At 63.3% G+C, this 17169-nt stretch carries 11 protein-coding genes, 1 tRNA gene and 1 pseudogene; 7 read left to right on the forward strand and 6 right to left on the reverse strand.

Going from position 1 to position 17169, the window contains the following annotated elements:
* Positions 1-5: 5 nt before the first annotated feature.
* Positions 6-803, reverse strand: a complete 798-nt coding sequence (locus tag ACVWZA_RS03570; protein ID WP_457309767.1) for an SDR family oxidoreductase — start codon at positions 801-803, stop codon at positions 6-8.
* Between the two features lie 245 nt (positions 804-1048).
* Here ACVWZA_RS03570 and ACVWZA_RS03575 point away from each other — a divergent pair, with 245 nt between their 5' ends.
* Positions 1049-1912, forward strand: coding sequence for a sigma-70 family RNA polymerase sigma factor (locus ACVWZA_RS03575; protein ID WP_457309768.1), 864 nt, complete (start codon positions 1049-1051; stop codon positions 1910-1912).
* A 448-nt stretch (positions 1913-2360) separates the two neighbouring features.
* A complete protein-coding gene (locus ACVWZA_RS03580; protein ID WP_457309769.1) occupies positions 2361-3161 on the forward strand; it encodes a DNA glycosylase AlkZ-like family protein in 801 nt (266 codons plus the stop codon).
* On the opposite strand, the pseudogene ACVWZA_RS03585 reads toward ACVWZA_RS03580, so the two are convergent.
* Positions 3104-6056 (reverse strand): annotated as a pseudogene (locus ACVWZA_RS03585) (Tn3 family transposase). The gene ACVWZA_RS03580 and the pseudogene ACVWZA_RS03585 overlap by 58 nt on opposite strands.
* Before the next feature lie 128 nt (positions 6057-6184).
* Between ACVWZA_RS03585 and ACVWZA_RS03590 the strand changes: the two are divergent.
* Complete coding sequence (locus tag ACVWZA_RS03590; protein WP_457309770.1) at positions 6185-6781, forward strand: recombinase family protein; 597 nt, start codon at positions 6185-6187, stop codon at positions 6779-6781.
* 159 nt (positions 6782-6940) lie between these two features.
* Here ACVWZA_RS03590 and ACVWZA_RS03595 read toward each other — a convergent pair whose 3' ends face one another.
* Positions 6941-7756, reverse strand: a complete 816-nt coding sequence (locus tag ACVWZA_RS03595) for an alpha/beta fold hydrolase (RefSeq protein WP_457309772.1) — start codon at positions 7754-7756, stop codon at positions 6941-6943.
* A 21-nt stretch (positions 7757-7777) separates the two neighbouring features.
* Here ACVWZA_RS03595 and ACVWZA_RS03600 point away from each other — a divergent pair, with 21 nt between their 5' ends.
* The gene (locus tag ACVWZA_RS03600) at positions 7778-8773 is read left to right on the forward strand and encodes a LysR family transcriptional regulator (protein WP_457309773.1); all 996 of its coding nucleotides are present in this window, start codon (positions 7778-7780) and stop codon (positions 8771-8773) included.
* A 574-nt stretch (positions 8774-9347) separates the two neighbouring features.
* Here the strand turns inward: ACVWZA_RS03600 and ACVWZA_RS03605 are convergent.
* Positions 9348-9422: transfer RNA gene (locus tag ACVWZA_RS03605), tRNA-Thr, on the reverse strand.
* 70 nt (positions 9423-9492) lie between these two features.
* On the opposite strand from ACVWZA_RS03605, the gene ACVWZA_RS03610 reads away from it, so the two are divergent.
* On the forward strand, positions 9493-9636 hold the full coding sequence (locus ACVWZA_RS03610; RefSeq protein WP_457309774.1) for a hypothetical protein: 144 nt from the start codon (positions 9493-9495) through the stop codon (positions 9634-9636).
* Positions 9637-9674: 38 nt separating this feature from the next.
* On the opposite strand, the gene ACVWZA_RS03615 is transcribed toward ACVWZA_RS03610, so the two are convergent.
* Positions 9675-11471 carry an aminopeptidase P family protein gene (locus tag ACVWZA_RS03615; RefSeq protein ID WP_457309775.1) on the reverse strand — a complete coding sequence of 599 codons (1797 nt, stop codon included), beginning with the start codon at positions 11469-11471 and terminating at the stop codon, positions 9675-9677.
* A gap of 83 nt (positions 11472-11554) precedes the next feature.
* Between ACVWZA_RS03615 and ACVWZA_RS03620 the strand changes: the two genes are divergently transcribed.
* Together ACVWZA_RS03620 and ACVWZA_RS03625 are read left to right on the forward strand one after the other, a co-directional pair.
* On the forward strand, positions 11555-13612 hold the full coding sequence (locus ACVWZA_RS03620; protein WP_457309776.1) for a S9 family peptidase: 2058 nt from the start codon (positions 11555-11557) through the stop codon (positions 13610-13612).
* A gap of 78 nt (positions 13613-13690) precedes the next feature.
* Entirely contained in the window at positions 13691-14047 is a 357-nt protein-coding gene (locus ACVWZA_RS03625; RefSeq protein ID WP_457309777.1) for an acyl-CoA thioesterase, read from the forward strand.
* Between the two features lie 103 nt (positions 14048-14150).
* Here the strand turns inward: ACVWZA_RS03625 and ppc are convergent, their stop codons facing one another.
* Positions 14151-16838: a phosphoenolpyruvate carboxylase gene (gene ppc, locus ACVWZA_RS03630; RefSeq protein ID WP_457309778.1), complete on the reverse strand. Its 2688-nt coding sequence runs from the start codon at positions 16836-16838 to the stop codon at positions 14151-14153.
* Positions 16839-17169 lie beyond the last annotated feature (331 nt).

Here is a 17169-nt window from a genome sequence, read left to right on the forward strand (position 1 = left end):
AGTGTTCAGGCGAGCGCGGGTGGGGTCGCCAGCAGGTGCTGTCGTTCGACGAACACCGACCAGTTGACCTGGCCCACGGCCCTGTCGGGCGCGACCATGTTGCGAGAACGAAACACATCGTGGAACTCTGCGGCGTCCTCGCTTGAGTCTACGCTGACGACCGGTATGGCGCCCATGCTATCGGCGTAGCTCTCGGCCATTTCCTCGAGTGTCAGGATCTGGGGACCAGCCATTTCGACGACAGCGCCCAGCGGTTCCCGTAGTGCCGTCCGCGAAAGCGCTTCGGCCACCTCGTCCACGTCGATCGGCTGGAAGGCCAGCCCTCTTGGAATGCGCAGCTCGCCGTCGCTCTCGAACGACCGGATCAGACCCAAGACGAACCCGTGGAACTGCGTCGCGCGAAGTATTGAGAAGGGTAGCCCGGACTGTTCGAACAACCGTTCAACCCGCGTCTTGGCCTGGAAATACGGGAAGGAGGTGCGATCGGCGCCGATGATGGAGATGTAGACCATGTGGGGCGAGCCCGCGCCACTGGCGGCCGAAAGAAGGAGCTCCGCTACATCGCACTCGGCGGTCGCGTCCGGACCGAAACCAGTGGCACAATGAATCACCGCGTCCACCCCACCCATCGCGTCCGACAGGCCGTGGCCAGTCAGCAGGTCGACGACAATCGTCTCGGCGCCGTCAACGGAATCGTTATCGCTGCGGACTATCGCCCTCACCTCGCTGCCATGGTCGAGCAGACGCTGAACAACCGCCTGTCCCAACGTTCCAGCCGCGCCAGTCACTAATATTGTCGTCATAAGGGGCTCCTTGCCTTGCCTGCAACGAACCCGAGACGGCTGGACGGCACCGCTTTGTGACATGCGCGCCGAAAAAGATTTCGGGCTGATGCTTTTTCTTCGAGTCCAGGACGTTTACGAACGGCCGGGGCGCGCACTTGGGAGTTCGGGTGATGACATCCCATCGGGACGGGAGGTGCGCGAGATCCTACACTGTGGCTATCGCAGCCGAAGTCATGGGCTCGTTCGCTAGGGAAGGAGCTACGATGAACGCGCACCCGGGGGCTGAAGACGCCGCAGCGAGCTTCGCCCCGATGCGGGCGAAACTCGCCAAGATCGCCTACCGCATGCTCGGAACGATCGCCGATGCCGAAGACGTGGTACAGGAAGCCTTCATCCGCTGGTTGCGTACCGATCGCACCGTGGTGCTGTGCCCCGAAGCATTCCTCCGCAAGGTCGTTACCCGACTCTGCCTAGACCAGTTCGACAACGTCCGGCGGCGGCGTGAAACCTATGTCGGCTCCTGGCTCCCCGATCCCACCGTCGACGAGACCGACGAACCCGAAGACGTGACGTTACCGCTAATGCTGGCGCTCGAGCGGCTGTCACCCTTGGAACGGGCTGCCTTCCTGCTCCACGACGTGTTGGGGGTCAGCTTTGACGAAGTGGCGACCACCGTCGAAAGGGATGCCGCAGCCGTTCGTCAGCTCGCATCCCGCGCACGGACAAATGTCCAGAACGAGCGTCCACGATACCGGGTGGAGAAGGAGCGCGGCGTAGCGATTGCAAATGCGTTCTTCACCGCATCGCGAAGCGGGGACATGAAGGCGCTCGGAGCCATGTTGGCGGCGGATGTCAGCGTGCATGCGGATGGGGGCGGCAAGCGACCGACTGCGGCCGAGCCAATCTTCGGCTTCGCCGACGTCATGCGGTTCCAGGAATTCCTCGCCTCGCAGTTCCAGGCGAAGGGCTCGGAGCTCGTTCGGGTTCGGTACATCAACGGATTGCCCGGGTTCATATCACGCGAGGCCGATGGCGAGCTACAGACCACCGCCCTCGATATCGAGGGCGACAAGGTCGTCGGGATCTACGTGGTACGGAACCCCGACAAGCTCCGACATCTGAATTGATGTGGAACATCGTCGCGTAACAGTGAGCCGCTGGGCCATTCCGCAACGGCTCAGCTGCGACATTCGGCCGACAGAACTTCTCGACAGAATTTATTGAGGCGTCGGCAATAGCGAAGCCGACGCTGTGTACACACAGCCACCGTCGGCGTTCCGTTCATCGTCCTCGACTGCGCCGGAATCGTCGCGGCGCTCCATGCCCTACGCCCCCACGACCCGAGCTTGGAAGCGGCCTTCCAGGACCTTGACCGTACGTTTGGATGGGACAAGCCCGAGCAGACGGATCCCACACGCCTCCCGACGCGCCCCGAAAGCGGCTTCTTTGGGGCCGGCCCCTATTTCGAAAGGGCTCGAGCGCTGGTCTGCAGCATTGACAGGTCGTTCCTGCGCGTGAGGGAAGGCGCCGCGTCATCGCATCGAGCTATCGCCAGGGAGCACCCTCGCGCAGGGTGTGAAGCAGGTTCTGAGCCCAACGTCGGCCGTTCGGGAACTGATCGCTCACGTCCCATCGCCGCATCCACTTACCGTAGAAGTTCCCCTGACCGCCGCCGATTTCGAAGGCAGCAGCAGCAGTGGCTGGTGGGAATGGAGCGACACCAAGCACGCGCTCGAATACCTTTTCTGGGCGGGGCTGATCACGACCGCCACCAGGCGGGGCAATTTTACCCGCGTCTACGACCTGATGGAGCGCGTCATCCCTCCTGCGATCCTGCGCCTTCCAACACCGGACGCAGCGACGGCCCAGCGCCATCTCGTCGACCGCAGCGCCCAGGCGCTCGACGTCGCCACGCCGGCGGAACTGCGCGACTACCTCCGCCTCAAGCCGCACGAGGCCGATCACGCGATCATCGCCCTTGCGGATGAAGACAGGCTGATACCGGTCAAGGTCGAGGGTTCGAGCTTGAAGACCTGGCTGCACTGCGACGACCGCGTTCCGCGCAGGATAGGGGGCGCAGCGTTGCTTGCCCCGTTCGATCCGCTCATCTGGGGACGGGATCGAACCGAGCGATTGTTCGGCTTCCGGCACCGCATCGAGATCTACGTGCCACAGCATCTCCGCAGTCATGGATACTACGTGCTACCGTTCCTGCTCGTCGGGCACCTGGTCGCGCGGGTCGATCTCAAGGCTGATCGCCAGGCCGGAATCCTTCGAGCGCAGCGTATCAGGCCTCTGTGCATTATTCGGACACAGATTCACGGTAGCGGCTTGAGGAGCAGCGGCATGAGGCCGTTAGCATCGAGATCCAGGTGATCGGACCAGACATAATCGCCTGTGAGATTGATACGGTCCCAGCCCAGCGGCGACAGGCGAGACAGCATCGCCGGATCGATAGGGCTTGCTCGACGGCGCATTTCTTCAACGGCGCGGCCGAGATAGCGGCAGTTGAATAGTATGATCGCAGCGGTGGCTAGGTTGAGCGCGGCCGCAGGTCTGCTGATTTTCCAAGCCACGATCACGAAAACGGCCAAGCCGGTGGAAAGCGACCGCCCGGGCCAGGCTGTTGCGGGCCTCACCCTTGTTCAACTCGGCGGTGACAGTGCGGCGCAGCGCCGGATCGTCGAACCAGCGCAGCGTGAACAGCGTGCGCTCGATCCGCCCAACCTCGCGCAATGCCGCGGCGAGGCTGTTCTGTTGGCGGTAGGCGGACAGCTTCTTCAGGATCAACGACGGCGTGACGGTGCGGTCACGCATCGCGCCGATGACACGTTCGATATCCGGCCAGTGACTGACGATCAGGTCCCGGTTGAGCCTGTGCCCGAACAGCGGCGCGAGCCTGCCATAACGCTTTGAGGGCTCAAAGGCGTAAAGGCGCCGATCTGACAGGCGGGGAATGCGCGGCTCGAAATCGAGCCCGAGAAGGTGCATCGTCGCGAACACGATGTCGGAAACGCCGCCCCCATCGACGTGCAGCGCGGTGAGATCGGCGTTGCTATCGTGGCCGAGGATACCGTCAAGCGCATGAATGGCTTCCCCTGCCGTGCCGGCGATTACGGTCTGGTGAAGTGGCGCGTACCGATCAGTGATGGTGGTGTAGATTTTGACCACCGGATCGCGACCGTAATGTGCGTTGATCGCTCCGCCGGCTTCTCCCCGGTCCGCCCAGATAGAACGCCTGACCATCCGCGGACGCCCGGTGTCCCTGTCCGAACCAGGCCGCGATTGGCTCGGCGTGGATGGCATCGGTCAGGCAGGCGAGCGCCGCCCGAAAGGTTTCCTCGCGCATGTGCCATGTCTGCATGCGCAGAAGCGCGCGGCGTGATCCCGCGCCGCATACCTCGGCCATGCGCGACAATCCGAGATTGGTCGCTTCGGCAATCAGGGTGGCGAGGAAGGCGCGCTCATCGGCAGGCGGCAACCCGGTTGAAACGTGACCGAAATGTCGGGTGAAGCCGGTCCAGCGTTCGACCTGCGATAGCACGTCGGTGATACGGGTAGCAGGCAGCACGCCGTAACAGGCGAGCGTCAGGTGCCGCCCTTCGTCCTGCCCGCCGTCATCGTTTTTCTGCTCTTTGGGGAAGCGTAATCTCTCCCCGGCGAACAGGGCGGCATCACGCCCGTCCAGGTTGCGAGCGACGCTGCGCAAGGCGCTGTCGAGTTGTCCAGCGCGTTGGTCGAGCCATGCATGTGGGTCGCCGAGAGAGAACGGCGGTTGGAGCGTGGCGCCTGGCGATGGCGCAAGCAGCACGTCGAGCGACCGGTGCATCCGTGACGTCGGCACCCAGATATCACCCGATGCCAGCGCATTGGCGAGCGCGCCGTAAGTCGCCATCTCCCAATGCGTCCGGTCGATCTTTCCTGCGACCACGACATGGCGTTGCCAGCGCCGCTCGACATGACCGAGCGGAACGTCGGCGGGAAGCGGTTTGCGCCAGTCGCCATCGAGATCCGACAGGACCGTCATCGCATTGCGCAATATCGCGGTGCCGGCCCGGCCGTGGAAATCGAGCGTTTGCAGGAACTGTGGTCCTGCCCGCTTGAAGGTTCGGTACTCGGCTGCAATCTCGTTCAGCACATCATACCTGTGAGGTGCGGCGGTACGACGGATGATCGCCGCATCGGCATCGAGCATGTCGAGAGGCATGATATCCCTGAGGGCCGCGCCGATATATTCACCGGCGCGGGCTGCCCGGCTGACCGTTTCCAGCACCGTGGCGATGCGTATCAGCCGATCGCGCCCCCCTCGCGTCCTGAGACCGCGACCCGCTGTTCCAGGCGTTTGCGAGCACGCAGGTGAGCGCGTCCCATCAAGGCGCCGAACATGGCGATCGCCGCGTCGGTAAGCGTGGCCTCCATCTCGCGCAGCGTGGCAAGCAAGATGACCCGCCTGCGGGCAGGTCGCATCTGTTGGAAGGCTTGGGCGGTATAACGCACACCTTCGCGAGCGAATTGCGTCAGGCGTGGTTCGTGCCTGGGATCGATCAGAACACGGGAAATACCGGTCCAGCGGATCAGCCCGACCTTCTCTAGGATTTCGGTGAGAGAGGCGAGCGCGACGCGGGGCTCCGGTTCACGCAGCCAGGAAAAGCGGCTCTGTCGGTCATGCATCTTGTCATCCACCAGCGTGTCGAGACGCTGACGCATCTCTGTATCGAGTGTGTCATCGACCGCGGCGACCGGATCGGTTTCCGCCCGAAGCATTGCTTCGGCCGTCATCCGCTCCACAACGCTGATACCAGGGATGACGATGCGCCGGGTGCGCAGCTCGTCCAGCAGTCGGTCGAGCAGAATGCGTCCGTCAACGATGGGCATGGCTTCTGTGGCCAGCCACGCCATCATGGAGGTGCGAACTGGCTGGCTCAGATCGGCAAAACCAAACCGGGCCTTGATGCCGGCAAGCTGATCGTAGCGGGTCGGCGTACGTCGCGCGAAGTCGCCGATGACGCCCGCATCCACCCCAACCTGGTCGGCGATATGGTCGAGCATGATCGCTGGTAACAGCTCGCCGGCGCGCAGGTGCCGTCCTGGATACCGCAGGCAGCAGAGTTGCAGGGCATAGCCAAGCCGAGTGGCCGGAGTGCGTGCGATGCCAATCGCGGACAAGTCTTCGGCGTCGAGACCATGATGTCGCACAACCATCGTCTCGGTATCGGGCAGCGCCAGCAGTGCGGCACGCTGCCGCTCGGTCATTGGAACGCGGGCGGGCATGTTTCATCCTCCAAAAACCTCTTGCCTTTTGCCTGCTTAATGAAAGAGGATTGTGAAAGGCAGATGGCGGGGGAAGCCCGTCACTCCTGTTTCTGCCTCCGGATACGGCCGTTTGTGAAAGGAGCAGGATGACCCGCGAACCCTACCTGATCGGCTATGCCCGCGTGTCGAAGGGTGACGATCAGTCGAACGCGGCCCAGCGCCGCGCGCTTGATGCGGCCGGTTGCAAGCGAGTGTTCGAGGAGACGGCCAGCGGCGGACGGTGGGATCGGCCGAAGCTCCTGGAGATGATCGGGCAGTTGCGCGACGGCGACGTGGTGGTGGTCTGGAAACTCGACCGGTTGTCGCGCAGCTTGAAGGACATGCTGCACATCATGGAGCGGATCGAGCTGGCGGGGGCAGGCTTCCGTTCGTTGACCGAAGCGATCGACACCACGACGGCTGCGGGGCGCATGATGATGCAGATGGTCGGCAGCTTCGCCGAGTTCGAGCGCGCCATGATCCGGGAACGGACCAGCGCCGGCCTTGCCCAGGCTCGTGCAGAGGGACGGGTCGGCGGGCGGCGTCGCAAGCTGGCCGACAAGCAACGGCGTGAGATTGCCGAGTCTGTTGTCTCCGGTCGCAAATCTGGCGCTGAAATGGCACGTCTTTACGGCGTCAGCGAACCCACCGTTTCGCGAATTGTAGCTGCGCACCGGCAAAGCATGGAGGTCATAACGGCGTGAGTGCTCGCGGACGGCGATGAATGGCGGTTCGGCTTTTGAGCCTAAAGATGCGGAAAGCCGTCGTCGCTGTGGGGGCGCAACCGTGCGATTTGACTGCCGCCCCAAGCGGACTGAAACTTGGCTATGTCAATCCAACGGCTCTCCACATCACAAGCCCGATCAGTCCCGACCGCGAGTTTCGCGATCCTGCTGGAGGAAGGATATTACCGCGCCGGCGAAGTCCGCGCGCTCGACGTTAAGCATGTGAACGCCCGGCAGGACGATCAGGCATGCCGAAGGGATGGCTTTCGCGATTAGTTCACTGTGGCTTGCCAGCGTCACCGTGTCGTCTGCGCCGGCGATCACGAGCGTAGAGACCGGGATGACAGCATTCGTCCGCCGAAGGTCGGCGTCGCGGACGACTGCGAAGCAGCCTGCTAGCCCATCGGGCCGTGTTGCCAGCACCATGCCGCGGAAACGCTGAACGACATCCGGTTGCTCAACAAACATCCGTTGGGGAAACCAGTTACCCATGAACATGTCCGCCATTGCGGTCATGTCACGGTCGCCCAGGACTTTGGCGATCAGCGCATCCCATTGCGGTGCCGGGCCAAGATAGGGCGAGGTGTTCGAAAGGACGAGCCGGTGCAGCCGTTCGGGCGCACGCGCACCAAGCCACTGTCCGACGAATCCACCGAGCGACAGACCGCAGAAATGTGCGCGGTCGATCTCTAGCCCGTCCATAAGTTCCAACACGTCACGGCCCAAGCGATCAAGCGAATAGGCTCCTGCCGGCGCATCAGATCGACCGTGCCCGCGCGTATCGTAGCGCAGCACCTGAAAGCCCTCAGCAAGCGCGACCATCTGATCGTCCCACATATGCAATGTGGTCGCGATAGAGTTGGAGAGGATTAGGACCGGACGTCCCGCCTCTCCATCAAGCCGATAGGCGATTCGGCACCCGTCGCCTGTCACGAAAGTCAGCACATCACTCATGGTCTTGTCTCCAATATACCATTGGAGGAGCAATATACCATTCGCAGTGATGGGAAAAATTACTATCATACAACGGTGATTGTAGATGAAACTAACAATGCGGCATTTAAGATGCACGAGTTGCGTTGCTTTGATGCAGTCGTGCGATCAGGGAGCTTTCAGGCTGCCGCAGCCTTACTCCATCGGACGCATCCCTCGGTGTTTGCGGCGGTAGGCAAGCTGGAGGCACGGCTCGGCCTGACGTTGCTCGACCGTTCTGGATACCGCGTAACGGCAACGGAGGCCGGGCACCTGTTTCACGACCGTGCCGTACTCGCGCTTCGCGAGATGGACAATCTTGGCCGTTATGCCGGACAGTTGCGGCAAGGTGAGGAGACGGTCTTGCGGATCGTACTCGGCGACCTGTGTCCCAGGGCATCAATCCTGCCGATCCTGTCGGCTTTCTTTGCTGTGCACAAGCGCACGCGGCTGCACCTCGACTATGAGGCAGTGCGCGGGCCAGCGGAACGCCTGCATGCCGGAACCGCCGACATGGTGTTCCACCGCGCTGACGCCTCCGATCTTGGCATGGAGCAAATCAAGATCGGGGAGGTATCGTTGGTCCCGGTGGCGGCACCCAGCTTCCTGCCGTTCGACGCCGGGTTCGACATCACGCCTGAGCAGCTTCGTGCGTTTACTCAATGCGTCATCCGAGACACCGCCACGGACGGATTGTCCGAGGATCATTTTTTGATCGATGGTGCAGCCCGATGCTCGGTCGCCGATCATGCTATGAAGCGCGAGCTGATCCTGCAAGGCATGGCATGGGGCCATCTGCCGAACTTCCTGATCGAGGAGGACCTGCGCTCTGGCGCGCTGGTCAACCTGCATGGATGTCATCTTTCCGGTCGGGTCGAAACACTGGCCGCAATCAGATTGCGCGACCCCCCGCATGGTCCTGTCGCCAGCGAGCTATGGCAGCACCTTTCGACCATCGTCTTGAAAACGCCAGCGGGTGTCACGGCCCGTCGATTTTGACATCCGTGCCAAGCCTACCCGCGCAACTTTGCCACGGTTAGAACCCCGCTTCACAATGTCGGCTGCTGGATCAGCAAACCACCTCGGTAACGATCGCCATAGGGTGGTTGCTGCCCAAGAGACCAATTCCGGGCTACCGTGAATCTGTGTCCGAATAATGCACAAGGGCCTATCACGCTCAAGGTCGGCGCAACGGCCGACACGGTCATGCGCCTGCAGGAGGAACTGCGCCGACAGCGGCCTGGCTCGGTCTGGATGACGTCCATTCGCTCGAGACCGTGCAGAGTTGAGCCTAGAATGCGTCCGGGCAGGCTTTCGTAATCCGCCACCAACCGTCGCGGCCGACAGCATCAAACCACATTCCGAACAGCGGCGGACCGGTACGATCGAGCCGCTTCTCAGGAAGGTTCGCAGCTTTGTCGAGACCTTCCTAGCCTTCCAGATAATCCGGGCGACGGCAGGGTCGGGTCGGACAAGCGTTCGGTAAATGCCGACACATCGCTCACATCCGTGATGGCCCGGTGATGGCCCGCCCCCGAAGGGGAGGTCCGTCGCACGCTAAGTCATTGAAAAATGGTGCTGCCGGTGAGGATTGAACTCACGACCTCAGCCTTACCAAGGATGCGCTCTACCACTGAGCTACGGCAGCAAACCGGTCTTGCGATCGGAGCGCGCCTAAGAGACGAGGGCGGCAGGATTGTCAAGGCGAAGGCGCTGTTATGAGTGATAAGGACGAAAAGGATGCTCGACTGGCGGCGGCGCTGCGCGAGAATCTGAAGCGCCGCAAGGCGCAGGCGCGCGGTGGTGACGCGCCTGTCGTGCCGCGCGACGACAAGGCCAAGCCGGAGGATCAGGCCGGGTAATCGGTTTTCGCCGCAGGGCGCGAATCACCCGTTTCGGGCTAGCTGATCGGTGCGCATTTTTCGTTCAGCCAGTCGAGTTCGTCACCCGCCATTTGCGCCCCGAGAATCTCGAGCACCCGAGCATGATAGGCGTTGAGCCAGCCGCGCTCGGCCGAGGTGAGCATTTCGGGCACGATCAGGCTGCGTTCGATCGGACAGAAGGTCAGAGTTTCGAAACCGAGCATCGGGGCGTCGCCGCCGGCGATCGCGCGCTCCTCGACCAGGATCAGGTTCTCGATGCGGATGCCGTATTCGCCCGCCTTGTAATAACCCGGCTCGTTCGAGATGATCATGCCCGCGCGCAACGGTTCGCTCGGACCGCCACCGGGATAATTGGGTTGGGCGATGCGCTGCGGCCCCTCATGGACCGCCAGATAGGCGCCAACGCCATGGCCGGTGCCATGTGCGTAATCGAGCCCCGCCTCCCACAGCGGCCGCCGCGCGAAACCGTCGAGTTGCCCGCCATTGGTGCCCGGCGGAAAGATCGCGGTGGCAAGGCCGATATGGCCTTTGAGCACGCGGGTGAAGCGGTCGCGCATCTCGTCACTCGGCTGGCCGATCGGCAGCACGCGCGTCACGTCGGTCGTGCCGTCGGCATATTGCCCGCCCGAATCGACCAGATAAAGCTGGCCCGGTTCGAGCGGGGCGTTCGATTCGGGGGTCGAATGATAATGCGGGCTCGCGCCATGCCCGCCAGTCGCGGAAATGGTGTCGAACGACGTGTCCTTGAGCACACCGGTCGCCTCGCGGAATTCCTGCAGCTTGGCGACACAACTGAGTTCGGTCTGCCCGCCCCTGGGCGCTTCGGCCTCGACCCAGCGCAGGAACCGCGCCAGCGCCGCGCCGTCGCGCGCCGACGCGGCGCGGTGCCCGGCGATCTCGACCGGATTCTTCATCGCCTTGGCCAGCACCACCGGGTCGCGCAGCGCCAGCACTTTCGCCCCACCCTGTTCGAGCCGGTCGAAGATTGCGGCGACGGCGCGCTCGGGATCGGCGGCGATGCGCTTTCCGGCATAGGCGCCAAGCGCCGCCGGGAAGGCCGATCGTTCCTTCACGCGAATCGCATTGCCGAGATGCTGGCGTACCGTCTCGTCGATCTTGTCCGATGCGACGAACAGGTCGGCGGTGCCGTCGGCATCGACGATCGCATAGGCCAGGGCGACTGGCGTGTGCGCGACGTCCTGCCCGCGCACATTGAGCGTCCAGGCGATCGAATCGAGCGCGGTCAGCACCACGGCATCCGCTTTCCGCTCCGCCAGCCAGTCGGCGATTTCCGCGCGTTTCGTGGCGGATGAGGCACCAGCCTGTGCCTCGTTCTGCACGACCAGTCGTGCATCGCTTGGCGCGGGGCGGTCGGGCCACACCGCATCGATCGGGTTGGTATCGACCGCGACCAGCTCCGCACCACGCGCGGCGAGCGCCGTCTTGGCCTCGGCGACCCAGGCGCTGGTGTGCAGCCAGGGGTCGTAGCCGATCCGCCCGCCCTTGGCGGCATGTTCACCGAGCCAGCCGGCAACGCTGGTCGCGGGTACCGAGGCGAACTGCCAATGATCACCATCGACTTGCTGGCGCACTTGCAGCGTATAGCGCCCGTCGGTGAAGATCGCCGCTTGTTCGGGCAGGACGACGGCGCTGCCCGCCGATCCCTGGAACCCGGTAAGCCAGGCGAGCCGCTGCGCATAGGCGCCGACATATTCCGACATATGCTCGTCGGTCAGTGGTACTACGAACCCGTCGAGGCGGTCGCGCTTCAATTGTTCGCGAAGGGCGGAAAGGCGGTCGGCATAGGTGGACATGGAAGAATCCTGCTAGTTCTTGCTCCAGCGTAGAAGAAACGACGGGGCTTCGACAAGCTCGGTCCGGGCGGTAAAGGGGGCGGATGACACTCCCCACACCGCCCGTCGCTGAAAAGCGCCCGCACAGCTTCACCACGCACGGCGTCACCATCGATGACCCTTATGCCTGGCTCAAGGATCCGGGTTATCCGGAGGTCACCGACAAGGATGTGCTCGCCTATCTCGAGGACGAGAACGCCTATTTCGAGAGCATGATGGCACCGCACAAGGCGCTGACCGACCGGCTCTATGAGGAGATGAAGGGGCGCATCAAGGAGGATGATTCGTCGGTCCCGCAAAAGGATGGCGACTGGCTCTACTGGACCGCGTTCGAGACCGGCGGCGAATATCGCAAATGGTGGCGCAAGCCGGTGGCGGGCGGCGATGACGTGCTGATCCTCGACGAGCCGGCACTGGCGGATGGCAAGGAATATTTCCGCCTTGGCGCCTTCTCGATCAGCGAGGACGGACGCTATCTCGCTTATGCGATCGACGATAACGGGTCGGAACGGTTCGAGGTGCGGGTCAAGGATCTGACCAGCGGCGATCATCTGCCCGACGTCATTCCCGGCATGTTGTCAGAGATCGTCTGGACGACCGATTCGACCGGCTTCCTCTACGGCCTCGCCAATGAACAATGGCGCACCGACAATGTCCGTTATCACCGGCTCGGTACGCCGGTCACCGACGATGTCGAGCTGTTCAAGGAGGCCGATGAGGGCTTTCGCGTCGGCGTGTCGGAAACCAGCTCGCGCAAATGGATCGTCATCGCCAGCGGCGACCATGTGACGAGCGAAATCTATCTGCTCCCCGCCAACGAGCCGCTGGCCACGCCGCTGCTGGTGTCGGCGCGGAAAGTCGGGCGCGAATATGAGGTCGATGAACATGACGGTACGCTGTTCATCCACACCAACGACACCGACCCGAACTTCCGTCTGTGCACCGGAAGCATCGAAGCGCCCGGCGAATGGACCGAGCTGATCGGCCCGTCGCACCATTTCTACATGACGGGGGTCGAGTGTTTCCGCGATTTCCTCATCGTCGACGGGCGCGAGGACGGTCTCGATCAGATCGAAATTCACTCCTATGAGGGCGGCCTGCCCAAACGCATCGCCTTCCCTGAGGCGAGCTATGACGCGGGCCTCGGCAACAATCCAGAATATGACATGCAGGTGCTGCGCGTCGGTTATGAATCGATGGTCACGCCGGGTACCGAATATGATTATGACGTCGCGACCGGCACCCTGACAACGCTCAAGGTGCAGGAGATCCCGAGCGGTTACGACGCGGGCAAATATGCGACCGAGCGGCTCAAGATCACCGCGCGCGATGGCACCGAGGTGCCGGTGTCGATCGTCTATCCGAAGGATTTTCCGCGCGACGGGTCGGCGCCGCTCTTCCTCTATTCATACGGCGCCTATGGTTATGCCATCCCGCCGGGTTTCTCGACCGGGCGGCTGTCGTTGCTCGATCGCGGCTTCGCTTATGCCATTGCGCATATCCGCGGCGGCGATGATCTCGGCCAGCAATGGTATCTCGACGGCAAGCTCGACAAGCGTGCCAACACCTTCAACGACTTTGTCGATGTCGCGAAGGGCCTGATCGCTGAACGCTGGACCAGCGCGGGCAAGATCGCGATCGCCGGGCGCTCGGCCGGGGGTGAGCTGATGGGCGCGGTGGTCAATTCCGACCCTGAATTATGGGGCGCGGTGATCGCCGATGTGCCGTTCGTCGATGTGCTCAACACCATGCTCGACGCGGATCTGCCACTGACCCCGGGCGAATGGCCCGAATGGGGCAATCCGATCGAGGACAAGGCGGCGTTCGACCTGATCCGTGGTTATTCGCCCTACGACCAGGTCAAGGCTCAAGCCTATCCGCCGATGTTCATCTCGGGCGGGCTCAACGATCCGCGCGTGACCTATTGGGAGCCGGCGAAATGGGCGGCCAGGCTGCGTGAGATGAAGACCGACGATAACGTGCTGCTGCTCAAGACCAATATGGGCGCCGGGCATGGCGGCAAATCGGGCCGCTTCGAAAGCCTGCGCGAAGCGGCCGAGGAGCACGCGTTCGTGTTGTGGCAATTGGGGGTGGAAGCCTGATCAATGCCCTTCACTCTCACCATCACTGCGTCCCCGGCCGACATCGATGAGCTTGGTCACGTCAATAATGCGGTGTGAGTGAAGTGGATTCAGGACATCGCCGTCGCGCACTGGACGGCGATCGCGTCGGCGGAGGATCAGGCGGCCTATATCTGGGTCGTGACGCGGCACGAGATTGATTATCGCGGCAATGTGGCTGCCGGAGAGACGGTGACCGGAGAAACCTGGGTGCCGGAGCCGCCACGCGGCGCGCGCTTCGACCGCCATGTGCGGTTCACCGGGGCCGATGGCAAGGTGAAGGTCGAGGCGGTGTCGACCTGGGCGCTGCTCGATCGCGCGACGGGGCGGTTGTTGCGGGTGCGGCCGGAATTGGCCGCGCCGTTCCTCCAATCTCCCTCTCCCCCTGTGGGAGAGGGAAGGGGCCCGCTCGCGTAGCGAGTGGGAAGGGTGAGGGGGACTGTGCGATCAGTCCCGCAGTCCCCCTCACCCTTCCGTCGCTTCGCTCCTCCCTCCCTCTCCCACAGGGGGAGAGGGAAAGTTAGCCCGAATTCCTCAACGCGGTGGCGATCGCGTTGATCGACAGGAGAATCCCCTCGCCGATCCGCTCATCGGTTTCGCCAGCGCGACGGCGCTTGATCAGTTCGATCTGCAACAGGTTGAGCGGCTCGATATAAGGCAATCTCAGCCGGATCGATTCATCGAGCGCCGGATGTTTTTCGAGCAATCGCGACTGGCCGGTGATCTCGAGCAGCCCGTCATGCGCCTTGCCCCACCCGTCGCGGATCGCGCCGAACACCGAATCGCGTAAGGCCGCATCCTCGACCAGCGCGGCATAGCGCTCGGCAATGCGCATGTCGGACTTGGCCAGCACCATCTCCATATTGGCGAGACTCGCGGCGAAGAATGGCCAGCCCTCCGCCATTTCGGTCAGCAGTCCCTTGTCGGGGAAGGCGGCAATGGCTTGCCCCACGCCATACCAGCCCGGCAGCATGACGCGCGCCTGCGCCCAGCTGAACACCCAGGGGATTGCGCGCAGATCCTCGATCGCATCGGATTTCTTGCGGCTTGCCGGGCGGCTGCCGATCTTCAGGCCGGAGATTTCGGCGATCGGCGTCATCTGGCGGAAAAAGGTGCGGAAGCCCTCGATGCCATAGACCAGGTCGCGATAGGCCTTGAACGCGGTGCCCGAAATCACATCCATCGCCGCGCCGAAACGCTCCGTATCGGCGTGCGAGAACTGGTCGGGTTCAAGGCTGGCGAGCAACGTCGCCGATGCCATCGCCTCAAGGTTGGTCGCGGCGGTTTCGCGCGTGCCATATTTGCCCGCGATCACTTCGCCCTGTTCGGTGATGCGGATACGGCCCTGCACCGTGCCCGGCGGTTGTGCGCGGATCGCGGCGAAGGACGATCCGCCGCCGCGCCCGACCGCGCCACCGCGGCCGTGGAACAATTGCATCGCCACGCCGGCCTGTTCGAACACCGGCTTCAACGCGGTCGATGCCTTGCTCAGGCTCCAGGTCGAGGTGAGATAGCCGCCATCCTTGTTAGAATCCGAATAGCCGATCATCACTTCCTGATGCCCGCGCGCCTGCGCGATCGTGGCAATCTCGGGCAGGCCGAGCCAGTCGGTCATAATCCCCGGCGCGGCCTCGAGATCGCCGATCGTCTCGAACAACGGCACGGCCATGATCGCCGCGGTCGGTCCCGAACCGGAAGGGGAGCCCGGCCGGTACAGCCCGAATTCCTTCAGCATCAGGTTGATCTCGAGCAGATCGGACACCGACTGCGCCATCGACACGATGTAATTGGTGATGCAGCCGGCCCCGTATTTGGCGTGCGCTTCGGCAGCGGCACGCACGATCGCCAGTTCGCCGCTCGTCTCCTCCGAATAATCGGCGAAACTGCTGGTCAGCGGTCGCGCATTGGACAGTTCGGCGCGCAGCAATTTGACCCGTGCCGCTTCATCGAGCGCGAGATAATCGGGCTCGACCCCGGCGACCTTGAGCAGTTCGGCGACGACGCGTTCGTGCACCGCGCTGTTCTGGCGCATGTCGAGCGTGGCGAGGTGGAAACCGAATGTCTCGACCGCGCGGATCAGCCGGCCGAGCGCGCCGCCCGACGACAAGGATGCGCCACCTTCGGCCGCCAGGCCATGCGCGATCGCGACGAGATCGGCGCGGAACGCCTTCGGGTCGGGATAGGCCTCGCCCTTCAACGCGGACGGCCGTGGCGCGGGCTTGCCGATCAGCACGAGATGCGTCGCCGACAGTCGCGCATAAATGCCCGACAAGGCGCGGCGATAGGGTTCGTCGGCGCGGCTCTGCGCGATATCCCCGCTCGCTTCGGCGAGGCGTTGCACATCGGCATCGACATGCGCGATGTCGGTCGAGATCGACAGTTCGGCGCCCAGCGCGTTCACCCCGTCGAGATAATAGCCGAGCACCGCCTCGCTCGCCTTGGCCAGTGCGATACGCTGACTGTCGGCGGTGACGAATGGATTGCCGTCGCGGTCGCCGCCGATCCAGCTGCCCGGGCGCAGGAAGCTAGGCGTGCGTTCGCCCAGCGCTCGGTCCCATTTCTGGTAGAGCGCGGGGAGCGTCGGCAGAAACACATCGCGCAGGTAACTCAGCGCGGTCTCGACCTCATCGGCGACATAGAGCCGCTCGCGGCGCAGCACGCGGGTCTGCCACAGCAAGGCGATCTGGCGCAGGATCGCTTCGTCGATACGGTCGCCGTCGCCGGTCTCCTTCAGCCCGCGATCCTTCATCGCCATCAACTCGGCGATGCGGTTGCGGTGATCGATCATCGACTTGCGCCGTACCTCGGTGGGATGCGCGGTCAGCACCGGCGCGATCAGCGCGCGATCGAGCAGCGCCATCACCGCCCTGTGATCGATGCCCTCATCGGCGAGCCGCTTGAGCGCGGCTGCGAGGTCGGCGCCTTCTTCCGCCGCGACACCCTGGCGATCTTCCGCCAGGTTGGCGAGCATCGAGAACAGCATGAAGCCGCGCACGAAATCGAGCGTCTCGTCGATATCCAGCCGGTCGAGACCCAGATCGGTTCCGCCCGCGCCCTCAAGCCCGCGATGCCGGTCGACCGACGCGGCGCGGATATATTCGGTGCGCTGGAACAATGTGTCGCCGCCATAGGCGCGAATGACGTCGCCAAGCAGCTTGCCGAGGAAGCGGATGTCGGGATTGTTGGTGATCGGAGGCAGTTCGGTCATCAGCCAATGCTGCGCTGCGGCACGGCTCAGGTCAACCGCGCGCCGCCGATTTTAGCGCCCCCGGACGTTTAATCCGATTCATGTCGTGCCCAGCAGAGATCGGTTGGGCAAAGCCATCTGAAATGCGCGTCGCATGACATCTGGCGCGCGAGCTCGATCGACTTGAAGTATTTTGATGTCCCATATCTCTTGAAACCCCGGCGCTGCCTAAACTTGCCTGTTCTTAATCAACTATCTGATATCTAAGGAATTATAATGGCATCGTCGTGACGCGGTAGCCAGAGAAACGGGACATTGATGGTGTCCCATATCTCCCCACCGCTCGGCGTTG

Source organism: Sphingomonas sp. UYAg733, assembly GCF_054057355.1.

What these genes read in the sequence shown, in the direction of transcription:
- ACVWZA_RS03570 (WP_457309767.1), bottom strand. Translation starts at nt 803, where the DNA reads ATGACGACAATATTAGTGACTGGCGCGGCTGGAACGTTGGGACAGGCG.
- ACVWZA_RS03575 (WP_457309768.1), top strand. Translation starts at nt 1,049, where the DNA reads ATGAACGCGCACCCGGGGGCTGAAGACGCCGCAGCGAGCTTCGCCCCG.
- ACVWZA_RS03590 (WP_457309770.1), top strand. Translation starts at nt 6,185, where the DNA reads ATGACCCGCGAACCCTACCTGATCGGCTATGCCCGCGTGTCGAAGGGT.
- ACVWZA_RS03595 (WP_457309772.1), bottom strand. Translation starts at nt 7,756, where the DNA reads ATGAGTGATGTGCTGACTTTCGTGACAGGCGACGGGTGCCGAATCGCC.
- ACVWZA_RS03610 (WP_457309774.1), top strand. Translation starts at nt 9,493, where the DNA reads ATGAGTGATAAGGACGAAAAGGATGCTCGACTGGCGGCGGCGCTGCGC.
- ACVWZA_RS03615 (WP_457309775.1), bottom strand. Translation starts at nt 11,471, where the DNA reads ATGTCCACCTATGCCGACCGCCTTTCCGCCCTTCGCGAACAATTGAAG.
- ACVWZA_RS03620 (WP_457309776.1), top strand. Translation starts at nt 11,555, where the DNA reads ATGACACTCCCCACACCGCCCGTCGCTGAAAAGCGCCCGCACAGCTTC.
- ppc (WP_457309778.1), bottom strand. Translation starts at nt 16,838, where the DNA reads ATGACCGAACTGCCTCCGATCACCAACAATCCCGACATCCGCTTCCTC.